Genomic DNA, 17,345 nt, shown 5'->3' on the forward strand with positions numbered 1-17,345 from the left:
TTCATCAGAGACAGCGCCATCTTAGTGCCATGATATTGCTGATCGACAACTACGACAGTTTTACCTTCAATCTCGTCCATCATTTCGGGGCGCTGGGTGAAAGCTGTGACGTCTGGCGTAACGATGCGCTGAGCGTGCAGGCGGCGCTTGACCTCAATCCGGAAGCCATTGTGATTTCCCCGGGGCCCTGCTCACCCAACGAAGCCGGGATCTGCTGTGCGCTGATCGAGGCAGCCGCACCGCGCATTCCTGTGCTGGGCGTCTGCCTTGGGCATCAGGCGATCGGTCAGGTTTTCGGTGCGAGCGTCGTGCGCGCGCCGAAGCCGATGCATGGCAAGGTCGATGCGATCGAGCATGATGGCACGGGTGTTTTCCACGGGCTTTCGAGTCCGTCACAGGCGACGCGTTATCATAGTCTGACTCTCGCCCCTAAGACGATTCCGGACTCCCTGATTGTCAATGCGCGCTCGAGTGACGGGGTTGTGATGGGCGTCCATCATCGAACGCTGCCGGTACACGGGGTGCAGTTTCATCCCGAGAGCATCGCTTCCGCCGATGGCCAGCGTATGTTGGCCAATTTCCTCAGCATTGCACGCGATGCGCGCCAGAAAACGCAAGTTGCCTGAATGGACACGCATACGGGCCGTTTGACGAAGGCGCTTCGTCAGCTGGCGGAAGGCCATGTTCTGTCTGACAGTGAGACAGAGGCACTTTTTACCCTCGTAATGCAGGGGCAGGTTCCGTCCGAGCAACTCGCTGCCATCCTGATGGCATTGAGAGTACGTGGCGAGACGGTTGACGAGCTGACCGGTGCCGTGCGCGCCGTTCGGGCCTGCATGACCACACTGCCCTTTGCGCCGGCTGACGCGATGGACGTCTGCGGTACCGGGGGCGATGGTCTCGGGACATTGAATGTCTCGACAGCTGTTGCCTTTGTGCTGGCAGGTCTGGACGTGCCTGTTGCCAAGCATGGCAATCGTGCTCTCTCATCCCGGTCCGGGGCAACGGACACGCTGATGGCGCTCGGCATCGCCCCTTGTGACGATCTTGATGAGCAGGCCCGACGTCTGACCGAAGACAATCTGGCGTTTCTTGCGGCGCCCTTGCATCATCCGGCCATGCGCTTTGCGGCTCCGGTTCGTACGTCGCTGGGATTTCGAACGCTTTTCAATCTTATCGGTCCGCTCTGTAACCCGGCACAGGTCCGACGCCAGATGGTGGGTCTTTACGACGCACGGTGGCTGCGCCCGGTCGTCGAGACGCTGGCCTCGCTCGGTAGCGAGCGCGTCTGGGCGGTGCATGGCGAGACGGATCTCGGCGGAAGCGATGAAATCACGCTCGCCGGTGTGTCCCATATCCGTGCCTGGGATGACGGGCGGTTCCTCGAGCTCGTTCTGACTCCTGAAATGGCAGGTCTGCAGCGTCGACCCATTTCAGCCATTGCGGGCGGTAATTCCTCCCATAATGCGGCGCAGCTGTCCGACCTGCTTTCCGGCCAGGGCGGCGCTTACCGTGAGACGGTTCTGCTCAATGCGGCGGTTGCCCTGCATGTGAGCGGGCGCTCAGGCATTCTTGAAAATGGCGCGATCATGCCCATTCTTCTTCAGAGAAATATCGAGAGAGCGGCTGAGGTAATCGATAACGGCCTCGCGCTCTCGGCCCTTGTTCGCGCTCAGCAGGGCGTCAATCGACTGGCCGAAACGGCTCACTCTTCCACATTGATCCAGACATCAGGACTTTCATGACAGATCACTCGTCCAGTCCGACTCACGACACGCCTGAGGGGTTTCCCGATGTGCAGGTGCCCGGCACGATCGTGCAGGAGGAGACGTCTCTTCCTCTGTCGGGGCGTGACATGCCGGACGTGCTGGCACGGATCTGTGCTCGCACCCGTATCGATGTGGAACAGCGCGCTCTGCTGATGCCGCTTAAGGAGATCACCGCGCGTGCTCGTGAGGTGAACGTGCCGACGCGCGGGTTCGGGCAGGCTCTCAAGCAGATGGCCGCCGATCAGCGTGTCGGCCTCATCGCAGAGATTAAAAAGGCATCCCCCTCGGCCGGTATTCTCCGTCCGGATTACGATCCGGTGGCGATTGCCAAATCCTATGAGGAAGCTGGCGCCATCTGCCTGTCGATCCTGACGGAAGGCTCATGCTTCCACGGGTCGATCGAGGATCTGAAGGCGGTCAAGGAAGCCTGCCCGCTGCCGATCCTGCGCAAGGATTTCATCCTCGAGCCGTGGCAGGTTCACGAAAGTCGATTGATCGGTGCAGATTGCATTCTGCTTATTCTGTCTGCCCTGAGCGATGCGGAGGCCTCGGATCTGATCGCGCTGGCGCGTGGTCTCGACCTCGATGTTCTGGTTGAGGTGCATGACGAGGCAGAGCTCAACCGGGCGCTTGCACTCAACACCTCGCTGATCGGGATCAATAACCGCAACCTGCGAAGCCTGACGATCGATCTGGACACAACGGTCAGACTCGCCCCTCTGGTTCCGCCCGACCGTATTCTGGTTTCGGAGAGCGGAATTCGCACGCTCGAAGATGTGAAACGGGTTGGCGAAGTCGGTGCCAGTGGCATCCTCGTCGGTGAGAGTCTCTTGCGGGAAGACGATCCGGGCCATGCGGCCCGCCGTCTCCTCGGGACGCTCTAACACACTTATTCATCGCTTGGGTTGTGGACTTGCGCGGCGGGACTGATAAATACCGGTCCCTGAAAAGCGCGTGTCGCAACTGTCTGGCTCAGGAGATATTCAGCATGTCCGGCAAAGCCCATAAAGGGGCGGCCCAGCCGCTCGCGGATCATAACGGACCGACCCTGCCTCTGGAGACCGTTCGCACGGCATATCGCGATATGCTTTTGCTGCGTCGTTTCGAGGAAAAGGCCGGACAGCTCTACGGCATGGGTCTGATCGGTGGCTTCTGCCATCTCTATATCGGGCAGGAAGCTGTGATCGTCGGCATGTCGCTGGCGATGAAGCCGGGCGACAAGATCGTTACCTCCTATCGCGATCATGCACATATGCTGATGATGGGCATGAGCCCGGGCGGCGTGATGGCCGAGCTGACCGGACGCAAGGACGGTTATTCGCACGGCAAGGGCGGCTCGATGCACATGTTTTCGCGGGAGAAAAACTTCTACGGCGGTCATGGTATCGTCGGCGCGCAGGTCGCCATTGGTACGGGCCTTGCCTTCGCCAATAAATATCGTGGGACCGACGAGGTTGGCGTCGCCTATTTCGGCGAAGGCGCAGCTCAGCAGGGGCAGGTTTATGAGAGCTTCAATCTCGCCGCCCTGAACAAGCTGCCCTGCATCTATGTGATCGAGAACAACCGCTACGGCATGGGCACAAGTGTCGAGCGCTCCAGCGCTGCGGCCCATGATCTCTCGCAGATTGGCGCCCCCTGGAAAATTCCGGGCCTCAAGGTCGACGGGATGGATCTCTTTGCCGTTCATGAGGCCGCGCAGAAGGCTGTGGCTCATTGCCGCGCAGGCAAGGGACCGTTTCTGCTCGAGATGGAAACCTATCGCTATCGTGGTCACTCGATGTCCGACCCGGCGCGTTATCGCGACCGTTCGGAAGTCGAGGAAATGCGCCGTACGCGTGACCCGATCGAGGCGCTGCACAAGCTTCTCTCCGAAAAGGGGACGAGCGATGAAGCGTTCAAGGAGATCGATGTCGAGGTAAAGCAGATCGTCAACGACGCTGCCGAGTTCGCCCAGAACAGCCCCGAGCCCGATCTTTCTGAACTTTGGACCGATATTCTGGTGGAGGCGTAAGCTATGGCCGCTCCTGTTCTTATGCCGGCGCTTTCGCCTACCATGACCGAAGGCACGCTGACCAAATGGACGCGCAAGCAAGGTGACAAGATCAACTCTGGCGACGTGATTGCAGAAATCGAGACCGACAAGGCAACGATGGAAGTCGAAGCCGTCGATAGCGGTATCCTCGCCAAGATTCTGGTGCCGGAAGGCTCGGAAAACGTGGCTGTGAACACCCAGATTGCGATCATCGCAGAAGAGGGTGAAGACATCTCCGCGCTTGAAAATGGTCCGGCAGCTGCCCAGACAGAACCAGCGCAGCTCGCGGTCGAGGAAAAGGCGCCCCAGAAGCCGAAAGATCTGGTGGCAACGCCAGACAAGGAATGGGGAGAGACGTCCGTTATCACCGTGCGCGAGGCGCTGCGTGATGCCATGGCCGCCGAACTGCGTCGCGATGACGACGTGTTCCTGCTGGGTGAGGAAGTTGCCCAGTATCAGGGCGCTTACAAGGTCAGTCAGGGTCTGCTCGACGAGTTCGGGGAACGACGGATCATCGATACGCCGATCACGGAGCATGGCTTCGCCGGTATGGCTGTCGGTGCTGCCCTTACAGGCCTCAAGCCGATCGTCGAGTTCATGACCATGAATTTCGCGATGCAGGCGATCGATCACATCATCAATTCGGCGGCCAAGACGCTTTACATGTCTGGTGGCCAGATGGGTTGTCCGATCGTGTTCCGCGGGCCGAACGGAGCTGCCGCCCGCGTCGGTGCCCAGCATTCGCAGTGCTATGCCAGCTGGTATGCTCATATTCCGGGTCTGAAAGTTGTGGCTCCGTGGTCGTCTGAAGACGCCAAGGGCCTGCTGCGCGCAGCCATTCGTGACCCGAACCCGGTCATCGTGCTCGAAAACGAGATCCTTTACGGCCAGAAATTCCCATGCCCGGTCGATGAAGACTTCATCCTGCCGATCGGCAAGGCGAAGATCGAACGTGAAGGCAAGGATGTCACGCTCGTGGCCTTCTCCATCATGGTCGGTGTGGCACTCGAAGCCGCTGAGAAGCTGGCGGAGCAGGGGATCGATGCGGAAGTCATCAATCTGCGCACGCTCCGTCCGCTGGACACGGAAACGATCATCAACAGCGTGAAGAAGACGAGCCGCATCGTCTCGGTTGAAGAGGGCTGGCCTGTGGCCGGCATCGGCGCCGAGATCTGCACCATCGCCTGTGAAGAGGCGTTCGATTATCTCGATGCACCGCCTGTTCGTGTCAGCGGTCTCGATATTCCGCTGCCTTATGCCGCCAATCTCGAAAAACATGCGCTTCCGCAGCCTGACTGGGTAGTGGACGCGGTTCGCAAACTGTTCTGAGGGGCTGCGACCATGGCTACCAATATCCTGATGCCCGCGCTCTCTCCGACGATGACCGAAGGTACCGTGTCGCGTTGGCTGAAGAAAGAAGGCGACAAGGTCAGATCAGGCGATCTGATTGCTGAGATCGAGACCGACAAGGCGACGATGGAAGTCGAAGCTGTCGATGAGGGAATTCTGGGACGGATCGTCGTCCCGGAAGGGACCGAAGGAGTCAAAGTGAACTCCCCGATTGCCATTCTGGTCGAAGAAGGCGAGGCGCTCCCTGAGCTGAGCGACACGCCTCCTGCCAAGGCAGCTGCGCCCGCACCGCAGACGGCCAGCCAGTCGGAGCCCGCAAAAGCTCCGACCTCTGTGCAGCCTGCGACGTCAGCACAGCCGTCCCGGTCTGCGGACTCATCATCGGCAGGAAAGCGACTTTTCGTCTCTCCTCTCGCGCGTCGTATCGCCGCGCAGAAGGGGCTCGATCTGGCGTCTGTGAAAGGCACCGGCCCGAACGGCCGTATTCTGCGTCGCGATGTCGATGGTGCCCAGAAGGCGGCGCCCGTTGCGGCAGAGCCAGCAAGCACTGCACCGGCCGAAGCAAAACGCGTCGCCAACTCGTCCATGCGCAAGGTGATCGCGCGCCGTCTGAGCGAGTCCAAGCAGAACGTTCCGCATTTTTATGTCTCAGTGGATATCGAGCTCGATGCTCTGCTGGCCTTGCGCGCCCAACTGAATGCCGCCTCGCCAAGCGAGGGGGAAGGGCAGTTCAAGATCTCGGTCAACGATCTGATGATCAAGGCTGTCGCCCTTGCCCTGCGCAGCTGCCCGGGCCTGAACGTGCAGTTTACCGAAGCCGAAACGCTTCATTTCCCTGATATCGATATCTCGATGGCGGTATCGATCCCTGACGGTCTGATCACGCCCATCATTCGTCAGGCAGATCGCAAGTCTCTTCGCGAAATCAGTGCCGAGGCCCGCGATCTCGCCAAGCGTGCCCGCGATGGCAAGCTCAAGCCCGAAGAGTTTCAGGGTGGAACGTTCTCAATCTCGAATATGGGCATGTTCGGCGTGCGCGAGTTCTCGGCAATCATCAACCCGCCGCAGGCCGGTATCCTGGCCATTGCGGCAGGTGAAAAACGTGCCGTTGTGCGCGGGGGTGAGCTGGCCGTTGCCACGGTCATGACTGCAACGCTCTCGGTCGATCATCGTGCCGTCGATGGTGCTCTGGGCGCCAAATGGCTGAACGCCCTGCGTGATATCGTTCAAAACCCTTATCGTCTGGTGATCTGAGCAATGGACAAATTCGATCTGATCGTCGTTGGCGGCGGTCCGGGCGGGTATGTCGCCGCCCTGCGCGCCGCACAGCTCGGCAAGAATGTCGCCGTTGTCGAAAGCACCCATCTGGGCGGAATCTGCCTCAACTGGGGCTGTATTCCGACCAAGGCATTGCTGCGCGCGTCTGAACTGAATCATCAGCTGCATAATCTGGCCGAGTTCGGTTTCAGCGCCGAAAAGGTGAGCTTCGATCTCGAAAAGGTCGTAGCCCGTTCGCGCGGTGTCTCTCGCCAGTTGTCGCGTGGCGTGTCTGGCCTTCTGAAAAAGGCCAAGGTCAAGGTGTTCGACGGCCGTGCCAAACTGGCCGGTCGTGACGGCAAGGCCCATATCGTTTCTGTCAGTAAGGATGGCGCCGAAGTAACGCGTATCGGTGCACCCGATGTCATTCTGGCAACGGGCGCTCGGGCACGTCATTTTCCGGGGCTCGAGCCGGACGGTGATCTGGTCTGGACCTATCGGGAAGCAATGGTGCCCAAGGAACTCCCGAAGCGTCTGCTTGTGATTGGCTCCGGTGCCATTGGTGTGGAATTTGCCTCTTTCTATCGCAATATGGGCGCGGAAGTGACCATTGCCGAAGTGGCCGATCGCATCATGATTGCCGAGGATGCCGAAATCAGCGCCATGGCGCAGAAGGCGTTTGAAAAGCAGGGGATCAAGGTGCTGACAGGTGCCAAGGTCGGACCGCTGAACAAGAAGAACGGCACGGTATCGACGCAGATCACAACCGCTTCGGGTACGACCGATCTTGTCGTGGAGAAGGTGATTCTGGCTGTCGGGATTGTAGGCAATGTCGAGGATCTGGGTCTGGAACAGACCAAGGTCAAAGTCGAGAAAACCCATATCATTGTCGATGAGTTCTGTCGTACCGGCGAGCCTGGTCTCTGGGCTATCGGTGACGTCGCCGGCGCGCCCTGGCTGGCTCATAAGGCGAGTCATGAGGGTGTGATCTGCGTTGAGAAAATTGCAGGTCACGATCCTGAACCGCTCCACCCGCTCAATATTCCGGGGTGCACCTATAGTCGTCCGCAGGTCGCGTCCGTCGGTCTGACGGAGGAGAAGGCCAAGGCGGCAGGGCGCAAGCTCAAGATCGGCCGCTTCCCATTCATGGCCAATGGCAAGGCACTGGCAATGGGTGAGCCTGACGGGCTGACCAAAACCATTTTCGACGCGGAAACCGGCGAATTACTCGGTGCCCACATGATCGGTGCTGAAGTGACGGAGATGATTCAGGGTTACGTCATCGCACGGACATCCGAGTTGACCGAGGCTGAACTTAAGGAAACCGTGTTCCCGCATCCGACCATCTCCGAGACGATGCATGAGTCGGTACTTGCCGCATGGGGTGAGGCGCTCCACTTCTAGTGACGACCATGCAGCGAATCACCATCGACCATCGAAAGACGGGCTCGCTCCGTCATCCTGAAAAGGCCAATCGGCCCGACAACCCGATCCAGCGCAAACCCGACTGGATCAGGGTCAAGGCGCCGAATAGTCCGGTCTATCAGGAGACGCGCAAGCTGATGCGTGACAACAGGCTGGTGACGGTCTGTGAAGAGGCTGCGTGTCCGAATATCGGTGAGTGCTGGTCCCAGCGCCACGCCACCATGATGATCATGGGCGAGATCTGCACCCGGGCATGCTCCTTTTGCAATGTCACCACGGGCATGCCGAAAGCGCTCGATACGGATGAGCCCCAACGTGTTGCAGAGGCTGTTGCCAAGCTCGGCTTGCGTCATGTGGTGATCACCTCGGTCGATCGAGACGATCTTGCCGATGGTGGTGCGTTGCATTTCGCACAGACGATTGCGCGAATACGCGAAGCTTCACCGGCAACAACGATCGAGATTCTGACGCCTGATTTTCTGCGCAAGCCGGGCGCGCTCGAAGTCGTGGTCAAGGCCAGGCCCGATGTGTTTAACCACAATATCGAGACTGTTCCGCGACTCTATCCGACCATTCGTCCCGGCGCGCGCTATTTTCAGTCAGTGCGTCTGTTAGACGACGTCAAGGCTTACGACGCATCCATTTTCACGAAATCCGGGCTGATGCTCGGCCTGGGTGAGGAGAAAATGGAAGTGGCTCAGGTGATGGATGATTTCCGTATCGCCGATGTCGATTTCATCACCATGGGGCAATATCTCCAGCCGACCCCGAAACACGCAGGGGTCGCTAAATTCGTCACGCCGGACGAATTCGAGGAATATGCGCGACTTGCTCGTGCCAAGGGCTTCCTTCAGGTCAGTTCAAGCCCGCTGACACGCTCTTCCTATCATGCCGACTCTGACTTTGCTGCACTCAGAGAGGCCAGGCAAAACAAGCTGAAGCAGGATCTGCTTCCGTCGGAGAGACAGTAAATGCCCACCCACGCCGAGCAGCGGCTGATCGCCTACAGTCCTGAACAGCTTTTCGATCTCGTGGCCGACGTGGGGGCTATCCGCAGTTTCTTCCGTGGTGCGTGAAGGCTGTTGTCAAAAGTCGGACCGAGCAGGAACTGGTTGCTGACCTGACAGTCGGATTTGGGCCATTCCGTGAGACCTTCACCAGCCGCGTCTCGCTGGAAAAGCCAGATCGCATTCGTGTCCGCTACGAGAAGGGTCCTTTTCGTTATCTCAATAATGTCTGGACCTTCTCGCCTGACCCGCGTGGCTGCCTCGTCGATTTCTTCGTCGATTTTGAATTCCGGTCGCGGCTTTTGCAAAATGCGATCGGGGTCGTTTTCAATGAAGGGGTGAGATTGATGGTTTCGGCCTTCATCAAGCGTGCGCGCGATATCTACGGCGTTTCCACGCAGCCGGGCGCAGTGATCAAAAATTAAATACGCGTAGGTTTGAAAAAAGCACCGCAACCGAGCAGCTTCCGTTACGTTCTGTCGCAGTCGAGAGCTCTCCTGCGGACTGATGTGCTCCGCTGAAGACCTTTTGGATCCGAGAGTATTGGAAGGAAGAGACATGAAGTTTTCCGCACTGGGCGCCACCCTGATGGCTGCCACCTTCGCTGTTGCAACCCCCGCCTTCGCCAAGCACACGCACACCCATCACAAGGGTCATGCTGCTAAGACCGAAGCCCATAAGAAGGCTGAGAAGAGCGCAAGCGCGACCGATGATCTCAATGCCCGTACCTTCAGCAGGCTCAGACCCCGGTTCCGGCAACGGCGCCTGTAGCGGCTCCTGCTGCCAGCGCAACGGCACCGGCCCCTGCACCTATGCCGATGGACCCTTCGATGAAGATGCCTGCCTCGAGCATGCCGGCTTCTTCGGGCCAGTAAAAATTTTTCTCACGTCCCTGAGTCCCTCGGGGCGCCGGGGTGAGAAATCGATGGAACTGCCGCATCGCGGCGGGGTTTTGTTTTTTCCGGAGATCGAGGACGCTGACATTGGGGCAGGGTATGACGGGGGCAGGGCAGGCATGCTTAATCTTCTGCAATCTCCACGTCAGAACTCTACCGTTTGCTTTGCGGATTACCTATATCCCCCGATCATGAGCGGTGTAGACAAAAAACTGGTGCGGGCCTGGGTCCGGCAGCAATCCGGACCGGCCAGGCGTGCAGCCCTGCCGATCGTCGCCGTGGGAGGTCTCAACACCTTTCTCGGCATTGGTCAGGCCTGGTGCCTGGCCTCCGTGATCGGCGCGTTGTTGCAAACGCGTGGAGCGCAGGTAAGCGGAACGATCGCGGCGTTTGTCGGATTGTCCCTCTGCCGCGCTGTTTGTCTTTATGCACAGGAATTATTGGCTTCCCGCGCTGGAATGATGGCCCGTGAGCGGCTGCGTCGCTCTGTTCTAGGCTCGGTAATCGACATCGGGCCCGCTCTTTTGCGCCGTCAGCATTCGGCAGAAATCGCCGCGCTTCTAGTCGACCGTATTGAGGTGCTCGACGGCTATTTCGCCCGATGGCTGCCTGCATCGATGACGTGGATGGTCTTTCCGTTTTTCGTGTTGATCGCGGTGTTCGTCGTGGCGCCCCACGCCGCCCTGATTCTGGCTCTTTGCGGTGTGCTGATCCCAGTCGCTCAGGCAGTGTTCGGCATCGGTGCCGCTCTCGCGTCACGTAACCAGTTTCTCGCGATGGTACGCCTTCAGGCGCGGTTCCTGGACCGGATCAGGGGAATTGCGACCATTGTGCTGTCAAACGCAACGGAGCGCGAAGCTGAAGCGCTCTCCCGCTCAGCGGATGATTTGCGCGGGCGCACCATGAAGATCCTGCGCATCGCCTTTCTCTCGTCAGCGGCGATCGACATCGCGACCGTCGTTGCAATCATCCTGATTGTCCTGACGCAAGGGCACTTCGTTCACCTCGACGCGTTCTCTCTTCCAAGCATCCGCCCGGCACCGCATTTCACCGAGACGCTTTTCGCGCTTTTCCTGGTGCCCGAATTCTTCGCGCCTTTCAGAGGACTGGCTCTGGCCTATCAGGATCGCGCCCACGCAGCCGGAGCCGCTGAGGCGATGGATGGCATCCAGAACGGCGCCTTTCTCCCGGAGACCGAAACGACATCACTCCCGACAGCACCGATCGGGTCTGTGACGGTCACGATGGAAAATGTCTCCTACTGCTGGAATGACGCGGCACCCTATGTCTTTAAGGAACTTACGGTCTCTGTCGGGCCGAACGAGGTTCTGGTTCTGGACGGCCCGTCAGGAGCAGGGAAGTCCACCCTGATCGAATTGCTTTTGGGTTTCATCAAACCGGTTGCCGGGAAGATCACGTTTAATGGTCGCGATATCGCCGGGATGAGAGGGCGCGATATTGCTCACCATCTCGCCTGGATCGGACAAAAACCTGTCCTTTTTGCGGGCACGCTGCGCGACAACGTGCTTTTTGCAAAGCCGGATGCTGATGAAGCCAAGCTCCAGAACGCGTTGAAGGCGGCGGCGATCGATAGCTTTCTGAAAGATCTCCCCAACGGGATCGAGACGGAAATCGGTGAAGGTGGGTTCGGTCTCTCTGGAGGGCAGGCTCAGCGGGTTGCCATTGCTCGCGCCTATCTCAAGGATGCGCCCCTTCTGCTGCTCGATGAGCCGACCGCCCATCTCGATCCTCAGACTGAGGCTGAGATTATCGATGCCCTGCGGCCTCTTGTTGAAGGACGAACGGTGATCCTGAGCGCGCATTCATCGGCGATGAAAGCATTCGGAACCAGAACACTGCCTCTGAGCCAACAGAGCACCAGCCCAACTCAGGATAGGCAGGAGGAGGCGCAGTCATGACCACGTCACCTCGGACGAGTGTCACACCCTCGCAAAACGGCAAGAGCCCGTCAGACGCAAGGAGTAGCCTGGACGCGCTGCGGCGCATTCTTGAGGTCTGGCGTCCGTTTTACCGCAGGCTCGGTTTTGGCCTTCTGTTATCGGCGCTCGCGCTTCTAAGCGGCCTGGCCCTGATGTGGAACGCGGGGCTCGGGGTCTCCGCCCTCGCTGTCGGGACGACTCTTGCCTACGGGCTACTGCGTTTCTTCGGCGGGGCGCGAATTATCCTGCGCTACACTGAGCGTCTCTATGCTCATGATGCGATGTTTCGGGCGCTGGCGGCTCTGCGTGTCTGGTTTTTCAGCCATCTGGCGCGGGGGGCGGCGGCAGGCCTCGGCTTCAGGCGGGCGGGCGATCTGATGAACCGGCTCGTCGGCGATATCGAGCTTCTGGATAATCTCTATCTCCGTATCGCCATGCCTGTTCTGGGGATCGTCGTTAGTCTGCCGGTTCTTGTTTTCGTGGCTGGCCGCGAAAACTGGCGTCTTGGGCTCGGCCTGGCCGCGCTCTTCATCTTGGCTGCCTGCGTCGTTCCCTATGTCTCCGCCCGACAGGCGGCACGGCGGAGTGGGACCATTCTTCACGCAGAATCGTCCTTGCGCATTGCAGCGCTCGATCTCGCAACCGGGTTGCGAGAGGCGCGCGCCTTTGCCGGAGAGGCGCGTCTGGCAGAACGGATCAGGGTGGAAGAAACACGCCTCCATGACGCCCAGCGTGCACAGCAAAGGGCAATGGCTGGTGCCGGCGCTTGTCGTTTCTCTGCGGTCAGGCGTCGCTGGCTCTCGTTCTTCTGGCGCTTGCCGATGTCGCCGGTCTTGGTGTGAGTTTCCTCGCCGGTGTCGCGCTGGTCTTTCTGACCGGGACGATTTTTGAGTCGGTCGGTACTCTGGCCCGCACCAGTGTGCTTGTCGGACAGGTGGGGCAAGCCGCCCGTCGCGTGGTCGATATCGCCGATCAGGACAGGGATAGCGGGGAGCAGGGATGTGCTGCGCCTGAGGGCGGCGACATCGTGTTGAGCAATGTGAATTTCCGTTGGAACGATACTCAGCCGCTTGTTCTTCGTGGGCTTTCGATGACCATCCGTTCCGGAGAGCACGTGGCGCTGATCGGCTTCGGGAGCGGGTAAATCCAGCCTTGCCGCGCTTCTGCTCAAGGTTGCGGCTCCGGAAGCGGGAAATATCGAGTTTGGCGGCCATCCGATCGCGACACTGGACACTGAAAGTCTGCGCGCGCGCATAGGCTGGCTCTCGCAGGCGACCCATCTTTTTGCCGATACGATCCGCCACAATCTGCTTCTGGGGCAGGAAGGCATCGATGAGGCACGTTTATGGGATGCGCTGGAAAAGGCAGAGATTGCGGAAACGGTGCGCGCGTTGCCCGACGGGCTCGATAGCTGGGTTGGCGAGAGCGGGGCGCGGCTCTCGGGCGGTCAGGGGCGTCGCATCGCTTTGGCGCGCACGCTGTTGCAGGATGCACCGATCATGGTTCTGGATGAGCCGGCGACAGGGCTCGATTCAGCAACCGAGCGGGCCTTTCTCGAAACCCTCGGGCGCACGATGCAGGGAAGAACCGTTATCCTCATCGCTCATCGCCTGACCGGGGTAGAGGCGCTCGATCGTGCCTGGCGACTGGAGAAAGGGGAGGCGCATCCGCTCCCTCTCTAAAGGTGGGACGGGCGTCTGCTTGACGGAAACTGTGTCACACGGCAGTGACAGAATTACGGCCCCGTGGAAGTCACGGCGATTCGAGAAGGAAATTATGATGCGTCGTCTGCCTGTGCTCTTGTCGATCAGTGCTCTCGCGGGCCTCGCAGCCTGCTCGAACGGCCCTGATCGTGATCGCTACCCCGTGTTTTTCGGACCCGCTTCGACTGCGCTCTCCTTGGCGGCGCAGACGATCATCGACAAGGCGGCTGCCGATGCGCGTGACACCCATGCCCGCACTGTCGAAGTCATCGGCCATGCTGGCGCTGGGGCCAATCTCTCCGCTGACGAGCTGCTCTCCGTCGAGCGCGCCAAGGTCGTTGCTGCAGCACTCGCCAAGGCCGGTGTCGGTGGCGCGCAGATCAGCCAGATCGCGCATCCGCCCAAGAACAACGAAGACGCAAGCGTTGCGTCACGTCTCGTCACCATCGAAGTCGATCCGTCGACACCCTGATTGGCCGTACTCTCGACGCATCCTGTTCTTTGACCGAAACCGATCTATCTCCCTCAGGTCTGGCTGACAGTGAAGCCCCAGACGCGGTCTTGCATCGTGTCTTCGGCTTTTCGTCGTTTCGCGGCCAGCAGGAGGAGGTCATTGCCTCGGTCATGGCAGGCGAGGACGTTCTCGTCATCATGCCGACTGGCGGCGGCAAGAGCCTCTGCTATCAGGTGCCTGCCCTTTGTCGCTCCGGCATGGGCATCGTCATCTCTCCGCTCATTGCCCTGATGGACGATCAGGTGGCGGCCTTGCGCCAGCTAGGCGTCAATGCAGCGGCCCTCCATTCTGAACTCGATCCGCAACGCCTCGATCAGATCCGGGCCGATCTGCGCGAGGGTCGCATCGATCTGCTCTATATTTCGCCTGAGCGCCTCGTGTCGCCCGGCACGGCGCGCTGGCTCGCGCGTAATCCGGTTTCGGTGCTGGCCATTGACGAGGCCCATTGCGTCTCGGCCTGGGGGCATGAGTTCCGACCCGAATATCGGGCGCTCGCCGACCTGCCCAGCATTTTCCCGGGTGTGCCGCGCATCGCACTGACGGCCACAGCAGATTCACGCACGCAGGACGATATTCTGCAGGCTCTGGGCATGCCCGAGGCCAAGCGGCTGACATCGAGCTTCCATCGCCCAAATCTGTTCCTGGCAGCCTCTCCGAAAGGGTCGGAAACCAGGCAGGTGCAGGACGCACTGACGCCTCATCGCGAAGATGCGGCGATTGTCTATTGCGGAAGCCGCAATCGAACCGAGCGCATGGCCAAAAGTCTCAGAGATCGCGACTTCAACGCGCTTCCGTTTCACGCAGGTCTTTCTCCGCAGGAGAAACATGCAACGCTCATGCGGTTTCGCAGCGGTGAACCCATGGTGATCGTGGCTACCGTGGCGTTCGGCATGGGTATTGATCGACCGATGTGCGCTGCGTCGTGCATCTCGATATGCCCGGGTCGCCGGAGGCTTATTACCAGCAGATCGGGCGAGCCGGGCGCGATGGCGCTCCTGCCGATACGTTGCTGCTCTATGGCGGTGAGGATATGGCGCGGGCCAGACACTGGCTCGAACAGTCCACTGCGCCCGATACCGAAAAACGGGTCATGCATGCCCGGCTCGAGAGCATGATCGCGCTGACCGAGACGGTCGGGTGTCGCACTCAGGCCCTTCTGGCCTGTTTTGGCGAACCGCTTTCTGCGCCTTGTGGGCATTGCGATAATTGCCGCAATCCGGCTGAAACATTCGATGGGACGCAGGCGGCTCAGAAAGTGCTGTCCGCTATCTACCGGACCGGTCAGCGTTTCGGAGCCGTGCATCTGACGACCGTGTTGCGCGGCAAGCTGACCGAGGCGATCGAGCGGCACGCCCATCAGCATCTGACCGTCTTCGGTGTGGGCAAGGACCATTCCGAGCAATGGTGGCGAGGTGTAATCCGGCAATTGATCGCTCGAGGTGCCATCAAGATGACGGGTGAACATGGTGCACTCGGTCTCGATGTCGAGGCAGCCCGGCCGATCCTGCGCGGGGAAGAAACCCTGCATCTGCGGGCCGATCCGTTGAAACCTGCCGTCAGCGCCCAGCGTGGTGCGCCTTCATCCACGATCGTCGATTCACTCAACGATATCGAGCGTGATCGCTTTGAGGCGTTGCGTCGCTGGCGTCGTGACGAAGCGCGTGAACAGGAAATCCCGCCCTACGTGATTTTTCATGATGCAGTTTTGACAGAAATCGCCCGGGAAAATCCCGAGAGCGTCGAAGAGCTCTCGGTCATCCGTGGGGTCGGGGCTTCGAAGCTCAAGCGTTACGGCGATGCCGTGATCGCGGTGCTCGAAGAAGCTTAGACAGTCCGGTTAAGTAAAAGGGGCGTGCCCATCCGGTCGTGCTGTCGCCCCGGTATGGCTCACTCCTTGAGAGTGAAATTAACCGTTGAAGAGCTGCCACCAAGATATTTGAAGGTGAGGGGAACGGTCTGCCCGAGCTGGACGGTATCGGGGAAATTGCGGCAGATCAGATGATATCCCCCTTCCGGAAAGACCATGGTCATGTCGCCCGGAATGGTGAAGTGAGAGAACAGATTGGCTGTGTGCTTCGTGACTTCCTGCTCGCTGTGAAAGGCTTCGATGGCCGTACAATCAGGTGACGTCACGCCAGAAATCAGATGTGCGTCATGGCCCTTGTTGACGATGGTGAAATAGGCAGCCGCCAGACCCGGATAATGCGGGGCACGGCGGATCCAGCCTTCGATGGAGATATCGCGATTGGCTTTCTCCTGCCCGGGCAGGTTATGATCTTTGGCTTGGGCGAGTACGCAATTGGGGACCAGAGCGGCGCCCGTCATGCACAGCGTTGCGAGAGATGCCAGAATAGCTTGCACTCTTTTCACCGATACGTTCCTTTCTGCACCCGGTCCGACAGGCCGGGTTCGTGCCATCATCCGCCCATCAGGGAGAAACTCTCATGAATTGTCCGTTTTGCGGCCATGAAGATACGCAGGTCAAGGACAGTCGTTCGACAGAAGATGGCGCTGCAATACGTCGGCGTCGCGTTTGTGGCGGATGTGCACAGCGTTTTACGACGATCGAGCGTGTTCAGCTGCGTGAACTGGTCGTGACGAAGATGGACGGGCGGCGTGTTCCCTTCGACCGTGACAAGCTCGCGCGCTCGATCCGTATCGCGCTGCGCAAGCGCCCGGTCGAGGAAGACCGTCAGGAGCGCATCGTGAACGGGCTCGTCCGTCAGCTCGAAGCATCGGGCGAGGCTGAAATTTCTTCATCGCGCATCGGCGAATTGGCCATGGATGCATTGCACAGCATCGACGGTGTCGCTTATGTGCGCTTTGCAAGTGTGTATCGCGATTTTCGCGAAGTTGAGGCTTTCTCGAAGCTCCTGACAGCGATGCGTCCTGGCGAGGAGGGAGGGCTCCTTCCTCCTCCCGGTGAACACGAGAAAGACAAGGGAACCAAAAAATGACCGACGAAGCCCAGACCAAGAACCCGCCCAAGCGCTCGCGCACCGTCGCGCGCGTTGCAGCCGTTCAGGCGCTGTTTCAGTGCGAGCAGGGGGGCGAGAACGCCGAGACGGTGATCAACCAGTTCCAGCGCCACCGTCTTGGATCAACGCAGGAAGAAAGCTTTGACGAGGGTCACGCGCCCGATGCTGATTTCCGGCTCTTTGGGCTGATCGTCAAAGGCACGACCCTGGCCCAGGATCGGATCGACGAAGCTCTGATTGGCGCCTTGCCGGAAAGCTGGCCGCTTTCGCGCCTCGACCCTGTGCTGCGTGCGCTGCTCCGTGCGGGCGTGTGGGAGTTGGGAGAGGACGTTCCGGCACGCGTGGTCATCAACGAATATCTCGATGTGGCCCATGGCTTTTTCTCGGGAGATGAAGCGCGTCTTGTGAATGGCGTGCTCGACGCGCTTGGCAAGAAGCGTGAGACGGGAACGGCCGGAGCAGACGCTTCCTGAA

At 59.7% G+C, this 17,345-nt stretch carries 16 protein-coding genes and 3 pseudogenes; 17 read left to right on the plus strand and 2 right to left on the minus strand.

The annotated features are described in order from the left end of the window. Window positions 1-29: 29 nt before the first annotated feature. The 10 genes and pseudogenes from JCM15831_RS03465 to JCM15831_RS20815 all read left to right on the plus strand — a co-directional run bounded on the left by JCM15831_RS03465 (window position 30) and on the right by JCM15831_RS20815 (window position 9,611). Window positions 30-626: an anthranilate synthase component II gene (locus JCM15831_RS03465; RefSeq protein ID WP_025822735.1), complete on the plus strand. Its 597-nt coding sequence runs from the start codon at window positions 30-32 to the stop codon at window positions 624-626. Continuing rightward, entirely contained in the window at window positions 627-1,745 is a 1,119-nt protein-coding gene (gene trpD / locus JCM15831_RS03470; RefSeq protein ID WP_025822738.1) for an anthranilate phosphoribosyltransferase, read from the plus strand. Further along, complete coding sequence (trpC, locus tag JCM15831_RS03475; protein WP_025822740.1) at window positions 1,742-2,653, plus strand: indole-3-glycerol phosphate synthase TrpC; 912 nt, start codon at window positions 1,742-1,744, stop codon at window positions 2,651-2,653. The genes trpD and trpC overlap by 4 nt, the downstream gene beginning before the upstream one ends. A gap of 104 nt (window positions 2,654-2,757) precedes the next feature. Further along, entirely contained in the window at window positions 2,758-3,780 is a 1,023-nt protein-coding gene (pdhA, locus tag JCM15831_RS03480; RefSeq protein WP_025822742.1) for a pyruvate dehydrogenase (acetyl-transferring) E1 component subunit alpha, read from the plus strand. A gap of 3 nt (window positions 3,781-3,783) precedes the next feature. Next, window positions 3,784-5,130, plus strand: a complete 1,347-nt coding sequence (locus tag JCM15831_RS03485) for a pyruvate dehydrogenase complex E1 component subunit beta (RefSeq protein ID WP_025822743.1) — start codon at window positions 3,784-3,786, stop codon at window positions 5,128-5,130. Window positions 5,131-5,142: 12 nt separating this feature from the next. Next, window positions 5,143-6,405, plus strand: coding sequence for a pyruvate dehydrogenase complex dihydrolipoamide acetyltransferase (locus tag JCM15831_RS03490; protein WP_025822744.1), 1,263 nt, complete (start codon window positions 5,143-5,145; stop codon window positions 6,403-6,405). A 3-nt stretch (window positions 6,406-6,408) separates the two neighbouring features. After that, complete coding sequence (lpdA, locus tag JCM15831_RS03495; protein WP_025822745.1) at window positions 6,409-7,812, plus strand: dihydrolipoyl dehydrogenase; 1,404 nt, start codon at window positions 6,409-6,411, stop codon at window positions 7,810-7,812. An 8-nt stretch (window positions 7,813-7,820) separates the two neighbouring features. After that, window positions 7,821-8,804, plus strand: coding sequence for a lipoyl synthase (gene lipA / locus JCM15831_RS03500; RefSeq protein ID WP_035773813.1), 984 nt, complete (start codon window positions 7,821-7,823; stop codon window positions 8,802-8,804). Then, window positions 8,805-9,265 (plus strand): annotated as a pseudogene (locus JCM15831_RS16380) (type II toxin-antitoxin system RatA family toxin). A 133-nt stretch (window positions 9,266-9,398) separates the two neighbouring features. After that, the gene (locus tag JCM15831_RS20815) at window positions 9,399-9,611 is read left to right on the plus strand and encodes a hypothetical protein (RefSeq protein ID WP_232227971.1); all 213 of its coding nucleotides are present in this window, start codon (window positions 9,399-9,401) and stop codon (window positions 9,609-9,611) included. Here the strand turns inward: JCM15831_RS20815 and JCM15831_RS22345 are convergent. Further along, complete coding sequence (locus tag JCM15831_RS22345) at window positions 9,580-9,873, minus strand: hypothetical protein (protein WP_232227972.1); 294 nt, start codon at window positions 9,871-9,873, stop codon at window positions 9,580-9,582. The genes JCM15831_RS20815 and JCM15831_RS22345 overlap by 32 nt on opposite strands. A gap of 54 nt (window positions 9,874-9,927) precedes the next feature. On the opposite strand from JCM15831_RS22345, the gene cydD reads away from it, so the two are divergent. The 5 genes and pseudogenes from cydD to JCM15831_RS23880 all read left to right on the plus strand — a co-directional run bounded on the left by cydD (window position 9,928) and on the right by JCM15831_RS23880 (window position 15,721). Continuing rightward, window positions 9,928-11,655, plus strand: coding sequence for a thiol reductant ABC exporter subunit CydD (cydD, locus tag JCM15831_RS03520; RefSeq protein WP_025822753.1), 1,728 nt, complete (start codon window positions 9,928-9,930; stop codon window positions 11,653-11,655). Further along, window positions 11,652-13,358 (plus strand): annotated as a pseudogene (gene cydC, locus JCM15831_RS23870) (thiol reductant ABC exporter subunit CydC). Before cydD ends, cydC begins: the two are co-directional and overlap by 4 nt. Window positions 13,359-13,452: 94 nt before the next feature. Continuing rightward, complete coding sequence (locus JCM15831_RS03530) at window positions 13,453-13,851, plus strand: OmpA family protein (RefSeq protein WP_051528282.1); 399 nt, start codon at window positions 13,453-13,455, stop codon at window positions 13,849-13,851. A gap of 89 nt (window positions 13,852-13,940) precedes the next feature. After that, window positions 13,941-14,824: pseudogene (locus JCM15831_RS23875) on the plus strand (RecQ family ATP-dependent DNA helicase); the annotation flags it as partial. 99 nt (window positions 14,825-14,923) lie between these two features. Next, entirely contained in the window at window positions 14,924-15,721 is a 798-nt protein-coding gene (locus JCM15831_RS23880) for an RQC domain-containing protein (RefSeq protein ID WP_373277605.1), read from the plus strand. 59 nt (window positions 15,722-15,780) lie between these two features. Here JCM15831_RS23880 and JCM15831_RS03540 read toward each other — a convergent pair whose 3' ends face one another. Continuing rightward, window positions 15,781-16,263 (minus strand): copper chaperone PCu(A)C, encoded by a 483-nt coding sequence (locus JCM15831_RS03540; protein ID WP_198024227.1) that lies wholly within the window; start codon window positions 16,261-16,263, stop codon window positions 15,781-15,783. Window positions 16,264-16,337: 74 nt separating this feature from the next. On the opposite strand from JCM15831_RS03540, the gene nrdR reads away from it, so the two are divergent. Both nrdR and nusB read left to right on the plus strand, forming a co-directional pair. Next, window positions 16,338-16,850, plus strand: coding sequence for a transcriptional regulator NrdR (gene nrdR / locus JCM15831_RS03545; protein WP_025822759.1), 513 nt, complete (start codon window positions 16,338-16,340; stop codon window positions 16,848-16,850). Then, a complete protein-coding gene (nusB, locus tag JCM15831_RS03550; RefSeq protein ID WP_025822760.1) occupies window positions 16,847-17,344 on the plus strand; it encodes a transcription antitermination factor NusB in 498 nt (165 codons plus the stop codon). Before nrdR ends, nusB begins: the two co-directional genes overlap by 4 nt. The last annotated feature ends 1 nt before the right edge of the window (window position 17,345 follow it).

The sequence above is a fragment of the Asaia astilbis JCM 15831 genome (assembly GCF_000613845.1).
In the GTDB taxonomy this organism is placed as follows: domain Bacteria; phylum Pseudomonadota; class Alphaproteobacteria; order Acetobacterales; family Acetobacteraceae; genus Asaia; species Asaia astilbis.

What these genes read in the sequence shown, in the direction of transcription:
- JCM15831_RS03465 (WP_025822735.1), top strand. Translation starts at nt 30, where the DNA reads ATGATATTGCTGATCGACAACTACGACAGTTTTACCTTCAATCTCGTC.
- trpD (WP_025822738.1), top strand. Translation starts at nt 627, where the DNA reads ATGGACACGCATACGGGCCGTTTGACGAAGGCGCTTCGTCAGCTGGCG.
- trpC (WP_025822740.1), top strand. Translation starts at nt 1,742, where the DNA reads ATGACAGATCACTCGTCCAGTCCGACTCACGACACGCCTGAGGGGTTT.
- pdhA (WP_025822742.1), top strand. Translation starts at nt 2,758, where the DNA reads ATGTCCGGCAAAGCCCATAAAGGGGCGGCCCAGCCGCTCGCGGATCAT.
- JCM15831_RS03485 (WP_025822743.1), top strand. Translation starts at nt 3,784, where the DNA reads ATGGCCGCTCCTGTTCTTATGCCGGCGCTTTCGCCTACCATGACCGAA.
- JCM15831_RS03490 (WP_025822744.1), top strand. Translation starts at nt 5,143, where the DNA reads ATGGCTACCAATATCCTGATGCCCGCGCTCTCTCCGACGATGACCGAA.
- lpdA (WP_025822745.1), top strand. Translation starts at nt 6,409, where the DNA reads ATGGACAAATTCGATCTGATCGTCGTTGGCGGCGGTCCGGGCGGGTAT.
- lipA (WP_035773813.1), top strand. Translation starts at nt 7,821, where the DNA reads ATGCAGCGAATCACCATCGACCATCGAAAGACGGGCTCGCTCCGTCAT.
- JCM15831_RS20815 (WP_232227971.1), top strand. Translation starts at nt 9,399, where the DNA reads ATGAAGTTTTCCGCACTGGGCGCCACCCTGATGGCTGCCACCTTCGCT.
- cydD (WP_025822753.1), top strand. Translation starts at nt 9,928, where the DNA reads ATGAGCGGTGTAGACAAAAAACTGGTGCGGGCCTGGGTCCGGCAGCAA.
- JCM15831_RS03530 (WP_051528282.1), top strand. Translation starts at nt 13,453, where the DNA reads ATGATGCGTCGTCTGCCTGTGCTCTTGTCGATCAGTGCTCTCGCGGGC.
- JCM15831_RS23880 (WP_373277605.1), top strand. Translation starts at nt 14,924, where the DNA reads ATGGCGCGGGCCAGACACTGGCTCGAACAGTCCACTGCGCCCGATACC.
- nrdR (WP_025822759.1), top strand. Translation starts at nt 16,338, where the DNA reads ATGAATTGTCCGTTTTGCGGCCATGAAGATACGCAGGTCAAGGACAGT.
- nusB (WP_025822760.1), top strand. Translation starts at nt 16,847, where the DNA reads ATGACCGACGAAGCCCAGACCAAGAACCCGCCCAAGCGCTCGCGCACC.